Annotated in this window: 16 protein-coding genes; 2 read left to right on the forward strand and 14 right to left on the reverse strand. The window is 72.4% G+C overall.

Translation table 11 applies throughout. The features are described 5' to 3' along the window. Nucleotides 1–146 precede the first annotated feature (146 nt). The 6 genes from ACPA54_RS06585 to ACPA54_RS06610 form a co-directional block, all read right to left on the reverse strand. Complete coding sequence (locus tag ACPA54_RS06585; protein WP_423527713.1) at nucleotides 147–617, reverse strand: hypothetical protein; 471 nt, start codon at nucleotides 615–617, stop codon at nucleotides 147–149. Nucleotides 618–1188: 571 nt separating this feature from the next. Next, nucleotides 1189–2214: a TIGR03617 family F420-dependent LLM class oxidoreductase gene (locus ACPA54_RS06590; protein ID WP_423527714.1), complete on the reverse strand. Its 1026-nt coding sequence runs from the start codon at nucleotides 2212–2214 to the stop codon at nucleotides 1189–1191. After that, nucleotides 2211–3017 (reverse strand): enoyl-CoA hydratase, encoded by an 807-nt coding sequence (locus ACPA54_RS06595; RefSeq protein ID WP_423527715.1) that lies wholly within the window; start codon nucleotides 3015–3017, stop codon nucleotides 2211–2213. The genes ACPA54_RS06590 and ACPA54_RS06595 overlap by 4 nt, the downstream gene beginning before the upstream one ends. Nucleotides 3018–3205: 188 nt before the next feature. Continuing rightward, on the reverse strand, nucleotides 3206–3994 hold the full coding sequence (locus ACPA54_RS06600; protein ID WP_423527716.1) for an SDR family NAD(P)-dependent oxidoreductase: 789 nt from the start codon (nucleotides 3992–3994) through the stop codon (nucleotides 3206–3208). Nucleotides 3995–4105: 111 nt separating this feature from the next. Beyond that, nucleotides 4106–5104 (reverse strand): cytochrome d ubiquinol oxidase subunit II, encoded by a 999-nt coding sequence (gene cydB / locus ACPA54_RS06605; protein ID WP_423527717.1) that lies wholly within the window; start codon nucleotides 5102–5104, stop codon nucleotides 4106–4108. A 21-nt stretch (nucleotides 5105–5125) separates the two neighbouring features. Further along, the gene (locus tag ACPA54_RS06610; RefSeq protein WP_423527718.1) at nucleotides 5126–6685 is read right to left on the reverse strand and encodes a cytochrome ubiquinol oxidase subunit I; all 1560 of its coding nucleotides are present in this window, start codon (nucleotides 6683–6685) and stop codon (nucleotides 5126–5128) included. A 255-nt stretch (nucleotides 6686–6940) separates the two neighbouring features. On the opposite strand from ACPA54_RS06610, the gene ACPA54_RS06615 reads away from it, so the two are divergent. Beyond that, the gene (locus ACPA54_RS06615; RefSeq protein WP_345676309.1) at nucleotides 6941–7147 is read left to right on the forward strand and encodes a hypothetical protein; all 207 of its coding nucleotides are present in this window, start codon (nucleotides 6941–6943) and stop codon (nucleotides 7145–7147) included. 27 nt (nucleotides 7148–7174) lie between these two features. On the opposite strand, the gene ACPA54_RS06620 is transcribed toward ACPA54_RS06615, so the two are convergent. The 5 genes from ACPA54_RS06620 to ACPA54_RS06640 form a co-directional block, all read right to left on the reverse strand. After that, nucleotides 7175–7588, reverse strand: coding sequence for a hypothetical protein (locus ACPA54_RS06620; protein WP_423527719.1), 414 nt, complete (start codon nucleotides 7586–7588; stop codon nucleotides 7175–7177). Between the two features lie 123 nt (nucleotides 7589–7711). Beyond that, nucleotides 7712–8311: a TetR/AcrR family transcriptional regulator gene (locus ACPA54_RS06625; protein WP_423527720.1), complete on the reverse strand. Its 600-nt coding sequence runs from the start codon at nucleotides 8309–8311 to the stop codon at nucleotides 7712–7714. 76 nt (nucleotides 8312–8387) lie between these two features. Then, complete coding sequence (locus ACPA54_RS06630) at nucleotides 8388–9887, reverse strand: MFS transporter (RefSeq protein WP_423527721.1); 1500 nt, start codon at nucleotides 9885–9887, stop codon at nucleotides 8388–8390. A 242-nt stretch (nucleotides 9888–10129) separates the two neighbouring features. Beyond that, complete coding sequence (locus ACPA54_RS06635; RefSeq protein ID WP_423527722.1) at nucleotides 10130–10678, reverse strand: hypothetical protein; 549 nt, start codon at nucleotides 10676–10678, stop codon at nucleotides 10130–10132. Between the two features lie 126 nt (nucleotides 10679–10804). Continuing rightward, on the reverse strand, nucleotides 10805–11659 hold the full coding sequence (locus ACPA54_RS06640; protein WP_423527723.1) for an alpha/beta fold hydrolase: 855 nt from the start codon (nucleotides 11657–11659) through the stop codon (nucleotides 10805–10807). Between the two features lie 101 nt (nucleotides 11660–11760). Between ACPA54_RS06640 and ACPA54_RS06645 the strand changes: the two genes are divergently transcribed. Continuing rightward, complete coding sequence (locus ACPA54_RS06645) at nucleotides 11761–12393, forward strand: AAA family ATPase (protein ID WP_423527724.1); 633 nt, start codon at nucleotides 11761–11763, stop codon at nucleotides 12391–12393. Nucleotides 12394–12456: 63 nt separating this feature from the next. Here the strand turns inward: ACPA54_RS06645 and ACPA54_RS06650 are convergent, their stop codons facing one another. From ACPA54_RS06650 to kynU, 3 genes are all read right to left on the reverse strand, one after another. Next, complete coding sequence (locus tag ACPA54_RS06650; RefSeq protein WP_423527725.1) at nucleotides 12457–13188, reverse strand: LVIVD repeat-containing protein; 732 nt, start codon at nucleotides 13186–13188, stop codon at nucleotides 12457–12459. A gap of 72 nt (nucleotides 13189–13260) precedes the next feature. Then, entirely contained in the window at nucleotides 13261–14301 is a 1041-nt protein-coding gene (locus ACPA54_RS06655; RefSeq protein ID WP_423527726.1) for a hypothetical protein, read from the reverse strand. Nucleotides 14302–14419: 118 nt separating this feature from the next. After that, entirely contained in the window at nucleotides 14420–15691 is a 1272-nt protein-coding gene (kynU, locus tag ACPA54_RS06660; RefSeq protein ID WP_423527727.1) for a kynureninase, read from the reverse strand. Between the last annotated feature and the right edge of the window lie 188 nt (nucleotides 15692–15879).

The following is a 15879-nucleotide window of genomic DNA, read 5'->3' on the forward strand; positions in this document are numbered from 1 at the left end:
ACTGCCATTCTACCCCCCCGTGTCCCGCTCCCCCCCCCACCCCCCCCCCCGGGGGGGGCCCCGGGTCGTCGCCCCGCCCCGGGCCCGCCCCCGGGCCGCGGGGGCCGCTGGCGTGCCCGCCGCGGGCGGCCGCGGCCGTCACGCACTCACGACTGCTGGTACTCGACGGCGGCCAGCCCGCACGGCGCGTGGAGGAAGACGTACCAGGCGCCTTCGCCGTACTCCCCCAGGTCCGCTCCCCCGACGAGGCCGACGTACGACATCGGTGCACCGCACTCCGGGCAGCGCATGTCGTGCGGGTCCTGGATCCAGTCCGGCGAACCGCCCAGCGTCGAGCCGCCCTCGCCCCACGCGTTCGCGCCGTGGGCCGTCGCCCGCGCCGGGCCGACGGTCAACGGCACGGCGTTGGGGCGTTCCGGCGGCCCGGGGGTGTACCAGTCGGGTTTCCGCGTGTGCGGCGACCACGCCGCGCCGCCGTCGGAGACCACCCGGAAGAAGCTCGGCCCGACGCACGAGCACACCAGACACGGGGTCACCCGCAGCCGCCCCGACCAGCCGGTGTGCGCCAAGGCCGCCGCGACCCGGCCGTCCGCCCCCGTGTCGACGTCGAGGGCCACCCACAACGGCGCCGCACACCACGGGCAGTGCGCGTCGGTCCACGGGAGCGGCCCCGTCGCCCGGCACCAGCGTGTACGCGACGGCGGCCTGCAGTTCGCGAATGCCGTCGCCGGTGACCAGCCACCCCGCGTCGATCGTGCTCTGCTCGACGGCGGCCGCGGCGCAGCCGGCCGGGGGCTCGTCCCGCCAGCGACGGAAGGCGCGTTCGGCATCCGCCCCGCGCGCGAACGCAAGTACGTCCAGATACTGGGCCGCCATCGGATCCGTGCCGGCATCGATCCGCGCCACCAGTGCCCGCTGCGCATCCTCGTCGAGCGGCCGGTAGATCTGCGGCGGCCAGAGGACACCGGCGTCGAGCAGCCGCGGAAGGTGCGGGGCGACTTCGTGCGGGTGCGTCGCGGCAAGCGTGGCGATGTCGTCGATCGCGTCCCCGTCGTCGTCGATCGCGGCGGCCAGGGTCTCGGGGGAAAGCATGGGCGCGACCCTATCCGGCCCTCGCGACAGGCCGGCCCGGCAGCCGCGCGCCCCCTGGACGTGCCCGGGAGTCCGGGCACGTCCGGAGAGGGAACCTCACGCCTCCTGCAGTGCCTTCACCACCTCGGCCACCCGCCCGTCATGGGCCGGATCGGCAGGCAGCGGCACCGTCACCCCGTCGGCCAGGCTCCCCCACCGTCCGAGGATCAGCTCGGGAAGGTCCTCGTACAGCGCCATCGGCACCAGCGCGTCCAGGACCTCGTCGGTCACCACGGCGTGCAGGTCGTCCCACCGGTCCTGCCGCACCATCCGGGCAAGCTGGTCCTGCATCTCGCCCCAGCCGTACAGCTCCAAGGTCCGCCGGTACGCGGGAGTCGAGTACAGGAAAGCGAACAGCCGCCGCTGACGCTCGCGTTCCTTGTCCAGGGCCTCCCGGGTAGCCCCCGCAATGACCTGCGTCCCCGCGACCAGCTCCAACGCCCCGGCGCCGCCTTCCCGCCGGCCACGCCCCTCGGCCAGCCCGGGAAGGCAGATCTCCTCGAGGTACCGCGGCGACGAGTTGGTCGGGTGCGTGACGAAGCCGTCCGCGACCTCCCCCGCCAACGCGCACATGCGACGGTTCACACCGCCGAGGAACACCGACGGCTCGGGCGTCTCCGCATCCGGCCCCGGGTTGAAGTACGGCTGCATCCGCGTGATCCGGTAGTGCTCGCCTTCGAACGCCGGCCGCTCCCCGGTCCGGAACGTCGCGAAGGCCGCCCGCACGGCACCGACGTACTCGCGCATCCGGGCCGCGGGCTCCGACCACGGCATGCCGTACCGGTCTTCGATGTTCTGCTTGATCTGCGTGCCGAGTCCCAGGTGGAAGCGCCCCCCGGAGAACCGGGCGAGGTCCCACGCCGTGTACGCGGTCAGCATCGGCGACCGGGCGAACGCCAGCGCGACCGACGTCCGGACGGTGATCCGCTCGGTGTGCTCCAGCGCCAGCAGCGCCAGCGCGAACCCGTCGTGGATGGTCTCCGAGACCTGCAGGCCGTCGTATCCGGCGGCTTCGGCGCGGCGCGCGTGAGCGCCCACGTCGCGCAGGGAGATCCGCGGGTCCATGCCCGTGTAGACCTTCATCGGGCCGCCTCCGCGTCCTTGTCCTCGCCGGCGATGAAGGTGCGGCCGCGGTCGACGATGTCCTGGCGGACGCCGGCGAGCCGGGCGCGGTCGAAGCGCTGGTCGATCCAATTGCGGGCGCGGGTGTGCTCGCGCGCCCAGGCGGCGTCACCGTCAAGGAGGGCCATTTCCCGGTACATGTCGCGGACTTCGGCGATGTACGCGGACGGGATTTCGGCGATCTGCGCGGCGATGGCGTGGGCGCGCGGCAGGAGTTCCGCGTGCGGCACGACCTCGTTGACCAAGCCCCACGCGAAAGCGCGTTGCCCGTCCACGAATTCTCCGGTGACGCTCATCTGCAGGGCGCGGGCGGGCCCGATGAGCTGGGGCAGGCGGATGGTGAGGCCCCAGCCGGGCATGAGGCCGACGCGGGCGTGCGTGTCGGCGAAGCGGGCGCGTTCGGAGGCGATGAGGAAGTCGCAGCCGAGGGCGAGTTCGAAGCCGCCGGTGACCGCGGGGCCGTTGATCGCGCCGATGACGGGGGTGCTGTGCGGCGGGAACGGGCCCCAGTAGGCGGGGGTGGTCGGCTCGGTGCCTTCGGCGCGGGAGGTGCCGGTGGCGGCCAGGCGCTTGAGGTCGAAGCCGGCGCAGAAGGCCGGGTCGGCGCCGGTGAGGACGATCGCGGAGACGTCCTCGCGGGCGTCGAGTTCGGCGATCGCCTGGGGTATGGCGGCGGCCAGCTCGGGCGACAGGGCGTTGCGCGCCTCGGGGCGGTTGAGTGTGACGGTGGCGACCTTGTCGCGGACGTCGACCAGCAGGACCACGGGCAATCCTTCGTTCCGGTGGGGGTGGTGCCAAGTGCTCGGTGGTGCTCAGATACTCGGTTGTGCTCGGTGGCGCTCAGATACTCGGTTGTGCCCAGTTGTGCTCAGGTACTCGCTTGTGCTCGGTGGTGCTCAGAGGTCCTCGAAGGCGCCGGACGGCGCTCGGGGCTGCTCCGGGTGGTGCGGGTTCAGGCGGTCGTACCGCGCGCCGGCCCCGACGGCCCGACGTCGCGCGCGCCGCCGTCGCAGTGGATGACCTGGCCGTTGACGTAGGCCGCGTCCGCGGACAGCAGGTAGGTGACGAGCCCGGCGATGTCCTCGGGTGTGCCGGTGCGGCCCATCGGGATGCGGTCGGCGATGCGGGCGATGACGTCCGCGGGCATGGCGCTGCTGGCCCCGGGGGTGATGATCATGCCGGGGCAGATCGCGTTGCAGCGGATGCCTTCGTGGCTGTAGGCCGCGACGACGTTGCGGGTGAGCTGGATGACGGCGGCCTTGGAGGTGCCGTAGGCGGCCAGTCCGGGGGTGGCGAGGGTGCCGGATCCGGAGGCGATGTTGACGATGGCGCCGCCGCCGCGGGCGCGCAGGTGCGGGAGCGCGGCGCGGGTGACGCGGACGGTGCCCATGAGGTTGAGGTCCCAGGTCGAGGACCAGAGGCGGTCGTCGTTCTCGGCGACGTTGCGGTCGTGGCCGAGCGAGCCGCCGGCGTTGTTGACCAGCAGGTCGAGTCCGCCGAAGGCGTCCACGGCGGCGGCGATGAGCGCGTCGACGGAGTCCTCGTCGCGGATGTTCATCCGCAGCGCGACGGCTTTGCCGCCGTCGGCGCGTATCTTGCCGGCGAGCGCTTCGGCTTCCTCGCCGTGCAGGTCGCCGATGGCGACCGCGACGTTCTCTTCCGCGAGCCGTACTGCCGTCGCCGCCCCGATGCCCCGGGCACCGCCGGTCACCACCGCGACTTTTCCACCGAGACCGCGCACCGTTCCTCCACATGCTTGACTGAGTCCACCACTATCAGACCGGTGGCCCGGTTGCCAGTCCCCCGGCGCCGCGGAGCGCCGGGTGCATGCGCGGGAACCCGCGCCGTTCCGCTAGGAGGCCGGGATGTGCCGGGTCCCGATGCGCTTCCGGAAGACCCAGTACGTCCACGACTGGTAGCCGATCACCACGGGTGTCGCGAAGACCGCGACCCATGTCATGATCTTCAGCGTGTACGGGCTCGACGACGCGTTCTTCGCCGTCAGGCTCCACGCCGGGTTCGTGCTGGACGGCATGACGTCCGGGAACAGCGCCAGGAACAGCGCCGCGACCGCGGCCACGATGGTCAGCCCGGACAGCACGAACGTCCAGCCCTCACGCCCCAGCCGGTTCGCCCCCAGCGACGCGACCAGCGCCACCACCGCGACGACGACCGCCGCGAGGCTCCACCCGTCGCCGCTGTCCTTCTGCGTCCAGATCAGGAACGCGAGCGCGGGCAGCGCCGTGACCAGCGCCAGCACCGCGGCGAGGCGGTTGGCACGCACCCGGATGTCGCCGGCCGTCTTGAGCGCCGCGAACGTCGCTCCGTGGAAGGTGAACAGGCAGAGCGTCACCACGCCGCCGAGGATCGCGTACGGGTTCAGCAGGTCCGCCAGGTCGCCCGTGAAGTTCTTGTCCGGCCCGATCGGCACGCCGCGCACGATGTTCGCGAACGCGACACCCCACAGGAACGACGCGAGCAGCGACGTCCAGAAGATCGCCAGTTCCCACCTGCGCTGCCAGCGCACGCCGCTGCGCTTCGCCCGGTATTCGAAGGCGACGCCGCGGATGATCAGGCAGGCGAGGATGGCGAGGAGCGGCAGGTAGAAGCCGCTGAACAAGGTCGCGTACCAGTCCGGGAAGGCCGCGAACGTGGCGCCGCCCGCGGTGAGGACCCACACTTCGTTGCCGTCCCAGACGGGGCCGATGGTGTTGATGAGGACGCGGCGCTCGACGTCGTCGCGGGCGAGGACGCGGGTGAGGATGCCGATGCCGAAGTCGAATCCTTCGAGGAAGAAGTAGCCGATCCACAGCACGGCGATGATGAGGAACCAGAGGTTGTACAGCTCCACGAGCCGCAGCCCTTCCCGTCGTCAGTAGGCGAACGCCATCGGCTGGTCCGCGTCTTCGCCGTCTCGCGGCCGCAGCGTGGGGTCCTTGCGCGGCGGTTCCTCGTCGACGGGCGGCCCCGCGTTCGCGTATTTGGCGAGGAGTCTCACCTCGACGATCGCGAGGATTCCGTAGACGGCCGTGAACAGGCTGAGCGACGTGATGACTTCGCCTTGCGAAACGCCCGGCGACACCCCGTTGGCGGTTTGCAGGACGCCGAAGACGACCCAGGGCTGGCGTCCCATTTCGGTGAAGATCCAGCCGAACGAATTCGCGACCAGGGGGAATCCCAGCGTCCAGATGCCCAGCCGCCACGACCACTTGGTGAACCACGGGCTGAATTCGCGGTTCCTGGTGAGCATGAGGCGCGGGACTTCGTCCTCGCCGGTGCGCTTGTCCTCGGCGACCCACCATTTCCGCCGGGTCGTCCACAGGCCGATGAGCGCGGCGACGAACGAGGTCATCCCGAAGCCGATCATGAGGCGGAAGCCCCAGTAGGCGACGAAGATGTTCGGGATGTAGTGCTTCGGATCGCCGCCGTACGTCTCGGCTTCCTGCGCGGCGACGTCGTTGATGCCGGGCACCGCATCGTGGAAGTTGCCCTCGGCGAGGAACGACAGCAGGCCGGGGATCTCCAGCTCGACGTCGTTGCGGCCCTGGTTGACGTTGCCGACCGCGAACACCGAGAACGGCGCCGGTTCCTGGGTGTCCCAGAGGGCTTCCGCGGCGGCCATCTTCATCGGCTGCTGCTCGAACATGACCTTGCCGAGCGTGTCGCCGCTGATCGCGACGAGCAGCCCGCCGGCCGCGCCGACGAACAGCGCCACCCGCAGCGACGTGCGCATCACCGCGGTGGTGCGGCGCTGCCGCTCGTCGGGCTCGACGCCCCGGTTCCGGGCCCGCTTGGCCCGCCACAGGTGGATCGACGCGATGCCGACGACGAACGCCGCGCCGGTCAGGTAGGCGGCACTGAGCGTGTGGAAGACCTGCGCGATGGTGGTGTTCTGGCTGAGCACCCGCCAGATGTCGGTGAGCCGGGCCCGCCCGGTGGCCGGGTCGACGGTGTAGCCGACGGGGTGCTGCATCCACGAGTTGGCGGCGAGGATGAAGTACGCCGACAGCGCGGTGCCGATGGCGACGAGCCAGATGCACGCGCAGTGGAGCTTCTTCGGCAGTCGGTCCCAGCCGAAGATCCACAGGCCGATGAACGTCGATTCAAGGAAGAACGCCACGAGCGCTTCCATGGCGAGCGGCGCCCCGAAGACGTCGCCGACGAACCGCGAGTAGTCCGACCAGTTCATGCCGAACTGGAATTCCTGGACGATCCCGGTGACCACGCCCATGGCGATGTTGATGAGGAAGAGCTTTCCCCAGAATTTCGTGCCGTGGAAGTACTTGTCTTTCCCGGTGCGCACCCACGCGGTCTGCAGGCCCGCGGTGATCGCGGACAGGCTGATGGTGAGCGGCACGAACAGGAAGTGGTAGACGGTCGTGACGCCGAACTGCCAGCGGGACAGTGTTTCGTGGGCCAGCGCCACATTCATGGCCGCCTCCATGCGCGGGGAGTCTCCTTGCCGCCTGTGCCACGGCGCGCCCGCCGTACCGGTGGAGTCTGGCCGCTGCCGGGGCGCCGGACGGCGGAGGCTGGGCCGGGCGGGCACGAGAACGCCCCGTTCGGCGCAGCACGACGCCACTCGTCCGGCCGAGAGGCCGTCCGGCCGGCCGAAGGCGGGGCGCGGGACGGCCGCGGCGTGTGCTCCCGACGTGTGAGCTGCGTCGTGCGGGTGTGTCCTGGAAACATGAGCGAATCACTGATTGCGACGCAGACGGCCCGGCTGGTCGAGTTGGCGGGTATCGACGAGCGCTCCGCACGCGCGTTCGTCGAACAGGTGTGCCAGGAGGCCCGCGCGGAAGCGGACACGCACTGCGCCCAGGAATTGGAGCAGTGCCGGCACGAGTGCGCACACCTGATGCGTGCGCTCGCCGAGGCGCGCGCCGCGAGCTGAACGCCGCCGCCCCTCCCCGTCCCCGCCCTACGACTCCGGGCAGGGCGGTCGGGGACGCTTGCGGGTCAGCTGCACCAGCAGGCCGCCGACGATGAGGAGCACCGCCGCCAGTCCCACCAACTGCGCGGCGGGTCCGCTGCCGCTCGTCGGGACGCGCACGGCCGCCGGGCGGTCGGGGCCTGTCGGCGCGGGCGTGGGCGTGGGGTCGGTGCTCGGTTCGGGCGCGGCGGGGTCGGCGCCGCCCGGGGGAACGACATCGCGTCGCGGGGTCGTGCCGGCGACGTATCCGGCGGCGGCGATGCGGCCGTCGTCGTGCGCGGGCTGGGCGATTGCCTCCCCGAGCGGCACCGCGAGGGCGAGGGCAAGGGCAAAGGCGAGGAGCACGGTGCCGGAGTGGGTGGGGATGGTGGACGAGCGCCGGGGCCGGGCCTTTGCAGGCATGCTCGGCTTCCTCTCGGGCGGGGCGGGAACCAGAGGGACGCGTGCCCGTCACGCCGAGTGAATCAACCGGGTGATCCTCGGAATCACCCGGAAGGCCGCCGAAGCAGTCCGCGTTCCCCGGGGTCAGGCCCGGGTTTCGCGCGGGGGTGCGTCGCCGGTCAGGAGGGCCTGCACGCCCGGCGCGTACCAGTCGGCGACCCGGGCCACGTCTTCCGCGCGGGCGGCTTCGGCCTGCACGACGCCGAGGACCACGCCGAGCCCGACCAGGTGGGCGATGGCCAGTTCGGCGCGCAGCAGGGCGTCGGGGCCGGTGAGGCGGTCGGCGAGGCGGCGGACGACCCGGGATTTGAAGTTCGCCCGCAGCTTGTCGGCCTGTTCGCCCTGCACGAGGGAGAACGCGATGCGCAGGATCGGGTCGCTGTGCCGGTGCGCGTGGCCTTCAAGGATGAACAGGGTCATGTGCCGGCCGAGCCGGTCGGGGGGCGCGTCCAGGAAGTCGTCGATGCCGTCTTCGAACGAGGCGATGCGGGCGAAGAGCTGTTCTTTGCTGCCGAAGTACTTGATGACCAGCGGCGAGCTGACGCCGGCGGCTTCGGCGATCGCCTTGACGGTGATCTCGGTGTAGGGGCGACGGGCGAACGCGCGGCGGGCGGCGAGCAGGATCGCGGCCCGGGTCGCTTCCGCGTCGCGGCGCGGGCGGGATTCGGCGTCGGTGCTGGTCACGTTCCCATTCTTCCGGGTGCGGCCGGGCAGTCCGGTACTCCCCCGTCCGCGCCGCGGCGCGGACGGGGTTTGCCCGTCAGACGCGCGCGGCGTCGACCGCCTTGGCCGGCTGGTGCTGCTTGGCGGTGGGGATCATGCACGCGGTGGCGCAGGCCGCGGTGGCGAGGAGCCCGGCGACCCCGAAGACGAGGATGTACGCGTGCAGGGTCGGCAGCGCGTGGCCGCCGATGTTCATCGTGAACTGGGTGAGGAGGACCGCCACCACGGTGCTGCAGAGCGCTTGGCCGACGGTGCGCATGAGCACGTTGAGGCCGTTGGCGGCGGCGGTCTGCTCGGCGGGGACGGCCTGCATGATGAGGGTCGGGAGCGCGGAGTAGGCGAGGGCCGTGCCGGAGGAGACGACGGTCGCGCCGACGATGATCGTCCACAGGTCGTGGCTGGTGGTCATGCGGACGAGGTAGCCGACGGCCATGCACCCGGTCCCGAGGGCGAGGGCGAGCTTGGGGCCGCGCCGGGCGGATATTCGGGCGGACACCGGCGACAGGAGCACCATGCATACGCCGCCGGGCAGCAGGCACAGGCCGCCCGCGACGATGGACAGGCCGAGGCCGTAGCCGGTCTCCTTCGGGGCCTGGACGAGCTGCGCGGTGGACAGCGAGTTGGCGTAGAAGCCGAATCCGGTGAGCAGGGCCGCGATGTGCGGGATGAGGACGCGCGGCGTGCGGGCGAGGCGCACGTCGACGAGGGGGTCGCGGGTGCGGGTCTGCTGGTAGCCCCACACGACGAGGATGACGGCCGCGGCGGCGAGGAGGCCGAGGGTGCGGGTGCTCGTCCACCCCCAGTCGCCGCCTTTGGACACGGCGAGCAGGCCGCAGACGAGTCCGACGGACAGGCCGATGGCGCCGACGACGTCGAAGCGGCCGGGCGAGCGGACGGACGACCCGGGCACGACCCACCAGGCGGCGGCGGTGCCGAGTGCGCCGAGTGCGGTGGTGACCCAGAACAGCACGTGCCAGTCGGCATGCTGCACGACGAGCCCGGCCAGGGGCAGGCCGAACGCGGCGCCGACGCCGACGGTCGAACTCATGATCGCGGCGCCGGACGCGATGCGGTCCGGCGGCAGGTGTTCGCGCAGGATGCTGATGGACAGCGGGATGACCGCCGAAGCGGCGCCCTGGAGGGCGCGGGCGGCGATGAGGATGCGGATGTCGGACGTGCTCGCGCACAGGGCCGAGCCGAGGGTCATCACCACCAGGGCGCCGAGCAGCATGGGGCGTTTGCCGTACATGTCGCCGGCGCGGCCGAGCACCGGGGTGCACACGGCGCCGGCCACCAGGGTCGCGGTGACCATCCAGCTGACGTCGGTCGCGGACGAGTGGGTGAGCCGCGGCAGGTCGGGCAGCAGTGGCACCACGAGGGTCTGCGCGAGCGCCATGAGGATGCCGCCGAACGCGAGCACCGGCACGATCAGCCGCTGCCGCAGGCCGCCCGGGTCGGCCGCCGCGGTGCGGGCCGCGGCGGCGGGTGGGGCGGGTGCGCCGGGGGCGGCGGGCGCGTGCAGGGTCTGGTCGTCCACGGCGGCTCCGTACGAGGCGGTGCGAGAGGTGCGCGGGTGATGCGGAGGTGCGCGTCGCCCGCGAGAGCCGCGGACGGGAGGTGAATGCGTGTTCACCCACCCTAGGTGAACACGCATTCACCAGTCCACGGGCCCGGCGGAATCGGCGCTGTGGCCTCGGCCACCCGCCCGCACGGGCCCGCGCATTGCCGTGACGTTTCTGCGTGCCGCGACCCTAGAATCCGCCGCCACGAGGCCCCGGTTCAGTGGCCCACGGCCGCCTTCGCCGCGACGATCACGAGGCCGAGGACCAGGTTGACGACGCCTTCCACCGAGGCGAGCTGCCACGACGCGCCCGCGCGGAGTGCGCCCCAGACCGCCCAGGCGGTCTGCTGGCCGACCGCAATGCCCAGCGCCAGCCACGCGGCCCCCACCGGCCCGAGGCCGAACAGCGGACTGATGAGCACCGCCGCGGCGGGCAGCAGCGCGGCTTCGACCAGGCCCCATTCGGCGCGGGCGACCCGGCCGATTTTGCGCCAGGTCGCGGGCCCGTGGGCGAGGCGTTCGCCGGCGAGGCGCGCGTAGACGTGCGCGGCCCAGAAGACGAGGCCGGTGACGATCAGCAGCAGCGCGAGGCGCACCCGGGAGAACTCCGGGCCGAGCGATCCGGCGGTGGCGACGACGGAGGCGGCGAGCAGGGAGCCGTAGACCGCGCCCGTGTAGTCGCCGGAGGTGGCGTCGCTTTCCCGTCCCGGACCGTCGGGGCCTTGGGGCTCGTCGCGTTCGCCGCGGCCTGCCATGGATTCCGACATTCGCCAAAGATATGTGGCAAATGGTGCATTTTCTCGCGCGGCGGGCCGGACGGCCGGGGAAATCGGCCGCCGCGGCCGGGCACGTGCGGACCGCAGGCGGACTCCTGCGGGATTCCCGGCGGCTGCCTACCGGAGCGGCGCGAGCCAGTGGAGGATCGAGGCGGCGATCCGGTCCGGGTGCGTGAGCGGGCCGTTGTGGGTGAGGTCGGGGTGGGTTTCGAGGCGGCCGTCGGGGAACTGCGCGGCGAGGGCGGCGAAGCGGCCGGACTTGGATTCGTTGCCCTCGACGACCACGACAGGGCAGCGGACCTGCGCCATCGCCGCGAAGACCTCGGCGACCAGCGCCGACTCGTACACCTGGGCTTCGTTCGCGGGCAGGCACTTGAGCCGCACGTGGTCGTCCACGTCGTCGAACCCGTGGTCGACGAACGCGGCGAGCGCCTCGGGGTCGAAGGCGTTCATCGGCGGCTTCGACGCGTAGTTGCGCGCCGCTTCGGCACGGTCGGCGAACGTCGCGCGGCGGCGGCGCGCCAGTGCGGCGAGCGGGTTGGTCGGCACCACGCCGGGCGGGGGCGGCGGGAAGGCGGCCGGTTCGTAGAGCCACAGCGCCGCGAACGTGCCGGGGCGGGCGACCTCCGCGAGGACCAGCGAGGCGGCGCCGCACGAGTGGCCGATGCCGACGACGGGGCCGCGTTCGGCGGGGTCGACGCCGTCGACGGTGGCGAGCAGGTCCGCGCCGAAGGCCGACCACGGGAAGTCGTAGCCGTCGGGCACCCGGCTCTCGCCGTGCCCGCGCAGGTCCGTGGCGTGGCAGTCCACGCCGGGCAGGCGCCGGGCGACCGGGCCCCACACCCGGCCGTGGAACCCGGTGCCGTGCGCCAGCACGGCGGTGATCCGCGCGCCGGGCGCGGCGTCGCCGGACGCGTCGGCGGGCAGGCGGTGGACGGCGGGAAGGGCGCTCCCCCGAAGCTCGATCGTCATGGACGAAGTCCACCATCCCGCCGGGTATCGCCGGCGGCCGCCCCCGGGCGCGCCCGGCAACGTCCCCGAGGACCGGCCAGGCGCCATCTAGGCTCGTCGGCATGCTGGTGTGGATCAACGGCCCCTTCGGGGGCGGCAAGACGCAGACCGCGTTCGAGATCAAACGGCGCCTGCCGGGCAGCATCGTGTGCGACCCGGAGACGGTCGGGTTCGGGCTCAACCGCATGGTGCCGCGGGAGTTGCGCGGCGATTTCCAGGACTTCCCGGCGTGGCGGCAGGGCGTGTTCGAAGTCCTCGACCGGGTGGTCGCCGGGCATCCGGGGCCGGTGATCGCGCCGATGACGGTGGTGGAGCCGGACTACTTCGCGGAGACCGTCGGACGGTTGCGCGAACGCGGCCACGACGTGCGGCACTTCACCCTGCTCGCGGAGCGGGAGACGGTGCTGCGGCGGCTGAGCGAGCGCGGCGTCGGGCAGGCGGTGCGGTGGCTGCGCGGCACCGAGCAGGCGCTGCGCCGGGAGTCGTTCGCGGTGCGCAAACTCGACCGCTGCCTGGAGCAGTTGGTCGCGCCGGAATTCGCCGAGCATCTGTGGACCGACCGGATCCCGGTGCCGCGGGTGGCGGAACGCATCGCCGCGTCGGCGGGTCTTCCGCTGGGCCCGGCGGTCGGCGGTCCGGTGCGGCGGCGGGCGCAGTGGGCGTGGACGGGGCTGACGCACATCCGCTTCGACTGACCCGCGTCGTGCACGTGCCGGTCGCCCTCCCCCCTCGGGACGGCGACCGGCACGGCTCGGCGGTCAGGTGAACTGGCTGTTGCGGAAGGGCCGGTCAGGCTTCCCCAGGTTCGGTTTGCCGAGGACGTCGCGGGACGAGATCGCGTAGATGCCGTGGTTGGTGAGCACCCACGCGATGTTGCGGTCCCATTCGACGTAGACGCCGTGCGTCTGGTTGCCCATCGCCCAGTCCGGGAACGAGCCGTCGGCGGTCGGCCAGTCCTTGGTCTCGGTGCCGTAGGCCTTGGGCACGAAGTAGGCCTCGATCTCCGGCTTTGCGGGGTTCTTGACGTCGAAGAACTGCGCGCCCGCGTTGTAGAACCCGTAGACGAGCGTGCCCGCGTCGTGCGTGCCCGGGTTGGTGTAGTAGCCGGTGCGCTTGGGGCCGAAGCTGCCGCGGCGCTGGCAGTAGTCGGTCATGCCGGACGTCTTGGGCGGGGCCGGCCGCGGGAGTTGGCCGACGATGCGCGGCTTGGCGGGGTCGCGGGCGTCGATCTGGTAGATCGGCTTGTACGGCTCGTAGCAGTCCTCGGTGAGGGGGTAGCCGGAGACGTACACCATGCCGGTCTTGTCGAACTGCGACACGTCGATGTTGTCGCCTTCGGTGCCGGACACCGACGGCGGCAGGTCGAGGTGGGAGACCTGCTTCATGTGCGCGGGGTCGGAGATGTCCAGGACGGTGAGGCCGAAGCCGCCTTGCGCGGCGAACGCGAAGCGGCCGCCCTGTTCGACGGGTTTGGGGATGAACAGCGCCATGCGGGCGCCCATCCAGCTGGTGCGGTTGCCGCAGCGCGGGTTCTTCGCGTACGCGGCTTCCTCGCCCTTGACCTAGCCCTCGAGGTGCCAGGTGTCGAGGAGGCGCGGGTGGGCGGGGTCGGACATGTCCCAGGACTGGTAGCCGGCCGAGTGCAGGTTGGTCGGGTACTCGGTGTTGGCGTACGAGTCGTTGGGGGCGACGCCGATGAACAGGTACTTCCCGCCGTCCCAGAACGGCACGTCGAGGGAGCCGGAGCCCTGCTGGGGCTTGCTCAGGTCGCTGTTCAGCGGGTCGGCCTGGGTGGAGTCGGTGCTGACGGCGGCCAGCAGCTTCCAGTCCTTCTTGGTCGGCCCGTCGAGCCGGAAGACCTTGAAGCCCTTCAGGCCCTGCTTTGCCCGGACCGCGGCGACGCCCGCCGGGTTGTCGAACTTGTCGGTGCCCGGTTCGGAGCCGAGTTCGGAGATCTGGCGCTTGTCCTCGAAGGACATCACCATGACGTAGGCGTTGAGGCGGGCGTTCCACTGGATGGTGGTGGCGCCCCAGTAGTCGTAGGCCGCCCACGAGCCGTTCGCCCTGGACTCGTCGCCGCCCACGTCGTCGCGGCTCATGCGTTCGACGACCTTGACGTTCTTGACGTCGGTGATGTCGTAGACGCGGCCTTCGGAGCGGTCGTACTGGAACATGTAGCGGCGGCCGTCGAAGTCGACGATGTTCTGCCACGTGTGGAAGAAGTCCGGGGTGAAGTCGGCCCCTTCGTAGGCCGCTTCGACCTTGACGTTCTTGCTGTACGAGCGGCTGTCGTAGTCGTCGCGGCGGCCGGGGAACGGGTGCGGGTTCTCCTCGTCGACGGGGGTGGCCGCCGGGTGCAGGAACGACCCGTCGAGCTGCATGCCGTACGAGCCGGGGTCGACCGGTTCGGGGCGCCGGTTCTCGCACACCAGCGGAATGTTCGGGTCGGTGACACTGCCCGCCGGGGCGGCGGCGGCCGGCCGCGGGGCCGCGCCGCTCGGGGCGAGCAGGGCGGCGGTCGTCGCGGCGGCGACGGCCGCGGCGGCGAACGCCCCGGATCTGCCGGAACGCGGCAGACCGGGGAGGAAGCGGGGGACGCGCATGCGGACGGTCCTTCCGACAGGGGACGGATGGGTGAACGGGGAGCGCGGAACGGGCGGTGCGGTGTACTGCGCGGGCTCGGGCTCGGGCTCGGGCTCGGGCTCGGGCTCGGGCTCGGGCTCAGGTAACGGCCGCGCGGACCGCGTACCGGCCATCGGTGTACGAGCCGTCCGCGGTGATCTCGCGCAGCGCGGCGACCGCGGCGAACGCGTCCGCGTGCGTCACGTACAGCGCGTTGAAGCCGAAGCGCAGGATGTCCGGCTCGCGCATGTCGCCGATGATGCCGCGGTCGGCGAGCGCCTGGACGAGCGGATAGGCGTCCGCGTGCCGCAGCGCGACCTGGCTGCCGCGCCGGGCGGGCTCGCGCGGGGTCGCCGCGGTGAAGCCCGTCCCGGCCAGAAGGGCGTCCGCGCAGTCCAGGAAGAACCCGGTCAGGGAAAGGGACTTGGCGCGCACGTCGGCCATGTCGACGCCGTCGAACGCGGTGAGTGCCGCTTCGAGCGCCAGCATGGACAGCATCGGCGGTGTGCCGATGCGGGCCCGGGCGATGCCGGATGCGGGGGTGTACATCCCGTGCATCGCGAACGGGTCGGCGTGGCCGTGCCATCCGGTGACCGCGTGGTCGAACGCGTCGTGGTGCCGGGCGGCGACGTAGGCGAAGGCAGGCGCACCGGGCCCGCCGGACAGGTATTTGTAGCCGCAGCCGACCGCGAAGTCGGCCCCGATAGCGTCGAGTTCGACGGGGATGGCGCCCGCGGCGTGGCACAGGTCCCAGCACACCACGGCGCCCGCGGCGTGCACGGCGGCGGTCGGCGCGGCCATGTCGGACAGTTCGCCGGTGCGGTAGTCGACCGGCGCGTAGGCGGCCACCGCGACCCGGTCGCCGTCGGCCGCCAGTGCGGCGGGCAGGTCGGCGATCGGGACACTGCGCACGGTCAGCCCGAGGAGCCGGGCGACCGACGCGGCGAGGTACTGGTCGGTCGGGAAATGGTCGGGGTCGGTGAGCAGCAGATCGCGTCCGGGGCGCAGCCGGGCGGCGGCGGTGAGGACGTTGAAGATCTGGACGCTGGTGGAGTCGCCGCACACGACCTGGCCGGGGTTCGCGCCGACGAGGCGGCCGAGGGTGTCGCCGATCCGGAGGGGTGCGTCCCACCAGGCGTTGGCGTTCCAGGAGCGGATGAGGTCGGTGCCCCATTGGCGGTGCACGGCGTCCTCGAGGGCGGCCGGTACCGCGGCGGGCAGGGCGCCGAGGGAGTTGCCGTCGAGGTAGACGACGCCGTCGGGCAGGAGGAAGCGCGACCGGAGTCCGGCGAGCGGGTCGGCGGCGTCGAGGTCGGCGGCGCGCCGTGCCCAGGCGGCGGGGTCGGACGGTGCTGCGGTGTGCGGGTCCACGGGTCCTCCCTGGCTGCCGGATCGGGCCGCTCGGGACGCGGACCGGGCGCCGGGGTCCGGCGGAGTGTCGGCGGGCACCCCGCCGGACGGTCCCGGCACACGGCATCATCGCGTCGTGGTGCCATACCGAACCAATGCCGATCCGGTTAGCATCCATGCCGTGACCGGTATATCCCGAAGCCCGCGCC

The organism is Uniformispora flossi, from assembly GCF_049534875.1.
Lineage (GTDB): Bacteria > Actinomycetota > Actinomycetes > Streptomycetales > Streptomycetaceae > Yinghuangia > Yinghuangia aomiensis.

Coding starts and splice junctions, on each gene's coding strand:
- ACPA54_RS06650 (WP_423527725.1), bottom strand. CDS start 13,188: ATGGCGCTGTTCATCCCCAAACCCGTCGAACAGGGCGGCCGCTTCGCG.
- ACPA54_RS06655 (WP_423527726.1), bottom strand. CDS start 14,301: ATGCGCGTCCCCCGCTTCCTCCCCGGTCTGCCGCGTTCCGGCAGATCC.
- ACPA54_RS06590 (WP_423527714.1), bottom strand. CDS start 2,214: ATGAAGGTCTACACGGGCATGGACCCGCGGATCTCCCTGCGCGACGTG.
- ACPA54_RS06635 (WP_423527722.1), bottom strand. CDS start 10,678: ATGTCGGAATCCATGGCAGGCCGCGGCGAACGCGACGAGCCCCAAGGC.
- ACPA54_RS06610 (WP_423527718.1), bottom strand. CDS start 6,685: ATGAATGTGGCGCTGGCCCACGAAACACTGTCCCGCTGGCAGTTCGGC.
- ACPA54_RS06615 (WP_345676309.1), top strand. CDS start 6,941: ATGAGCGAATCACTGATTGCGACGCAGACGGCCCGGCTGGTCGAGTTG.
- ACPA54_RS06620 (WP_423527719.1), bottom strand. CDS start 7,588: ATGCCTGCAAAGGCCCGGCCCCGGCGCTCGTCCACCATCCCCACCCAC.
- ACPA54_RS06645 (WP_423527724.1), top strand. CDS start 11,761: ATGCTGGTGTGGATCAACGGCCCCTTCGGGGGCGGCAAGACGCAGACC.
- ACPA54_RS06640 (WP_423527723.1), bottom strand. CDS start 11,659: ATGACGATCGAGCTTCGGGGGAGCGCCCTTCCCGCCGTCCACCGCCTG.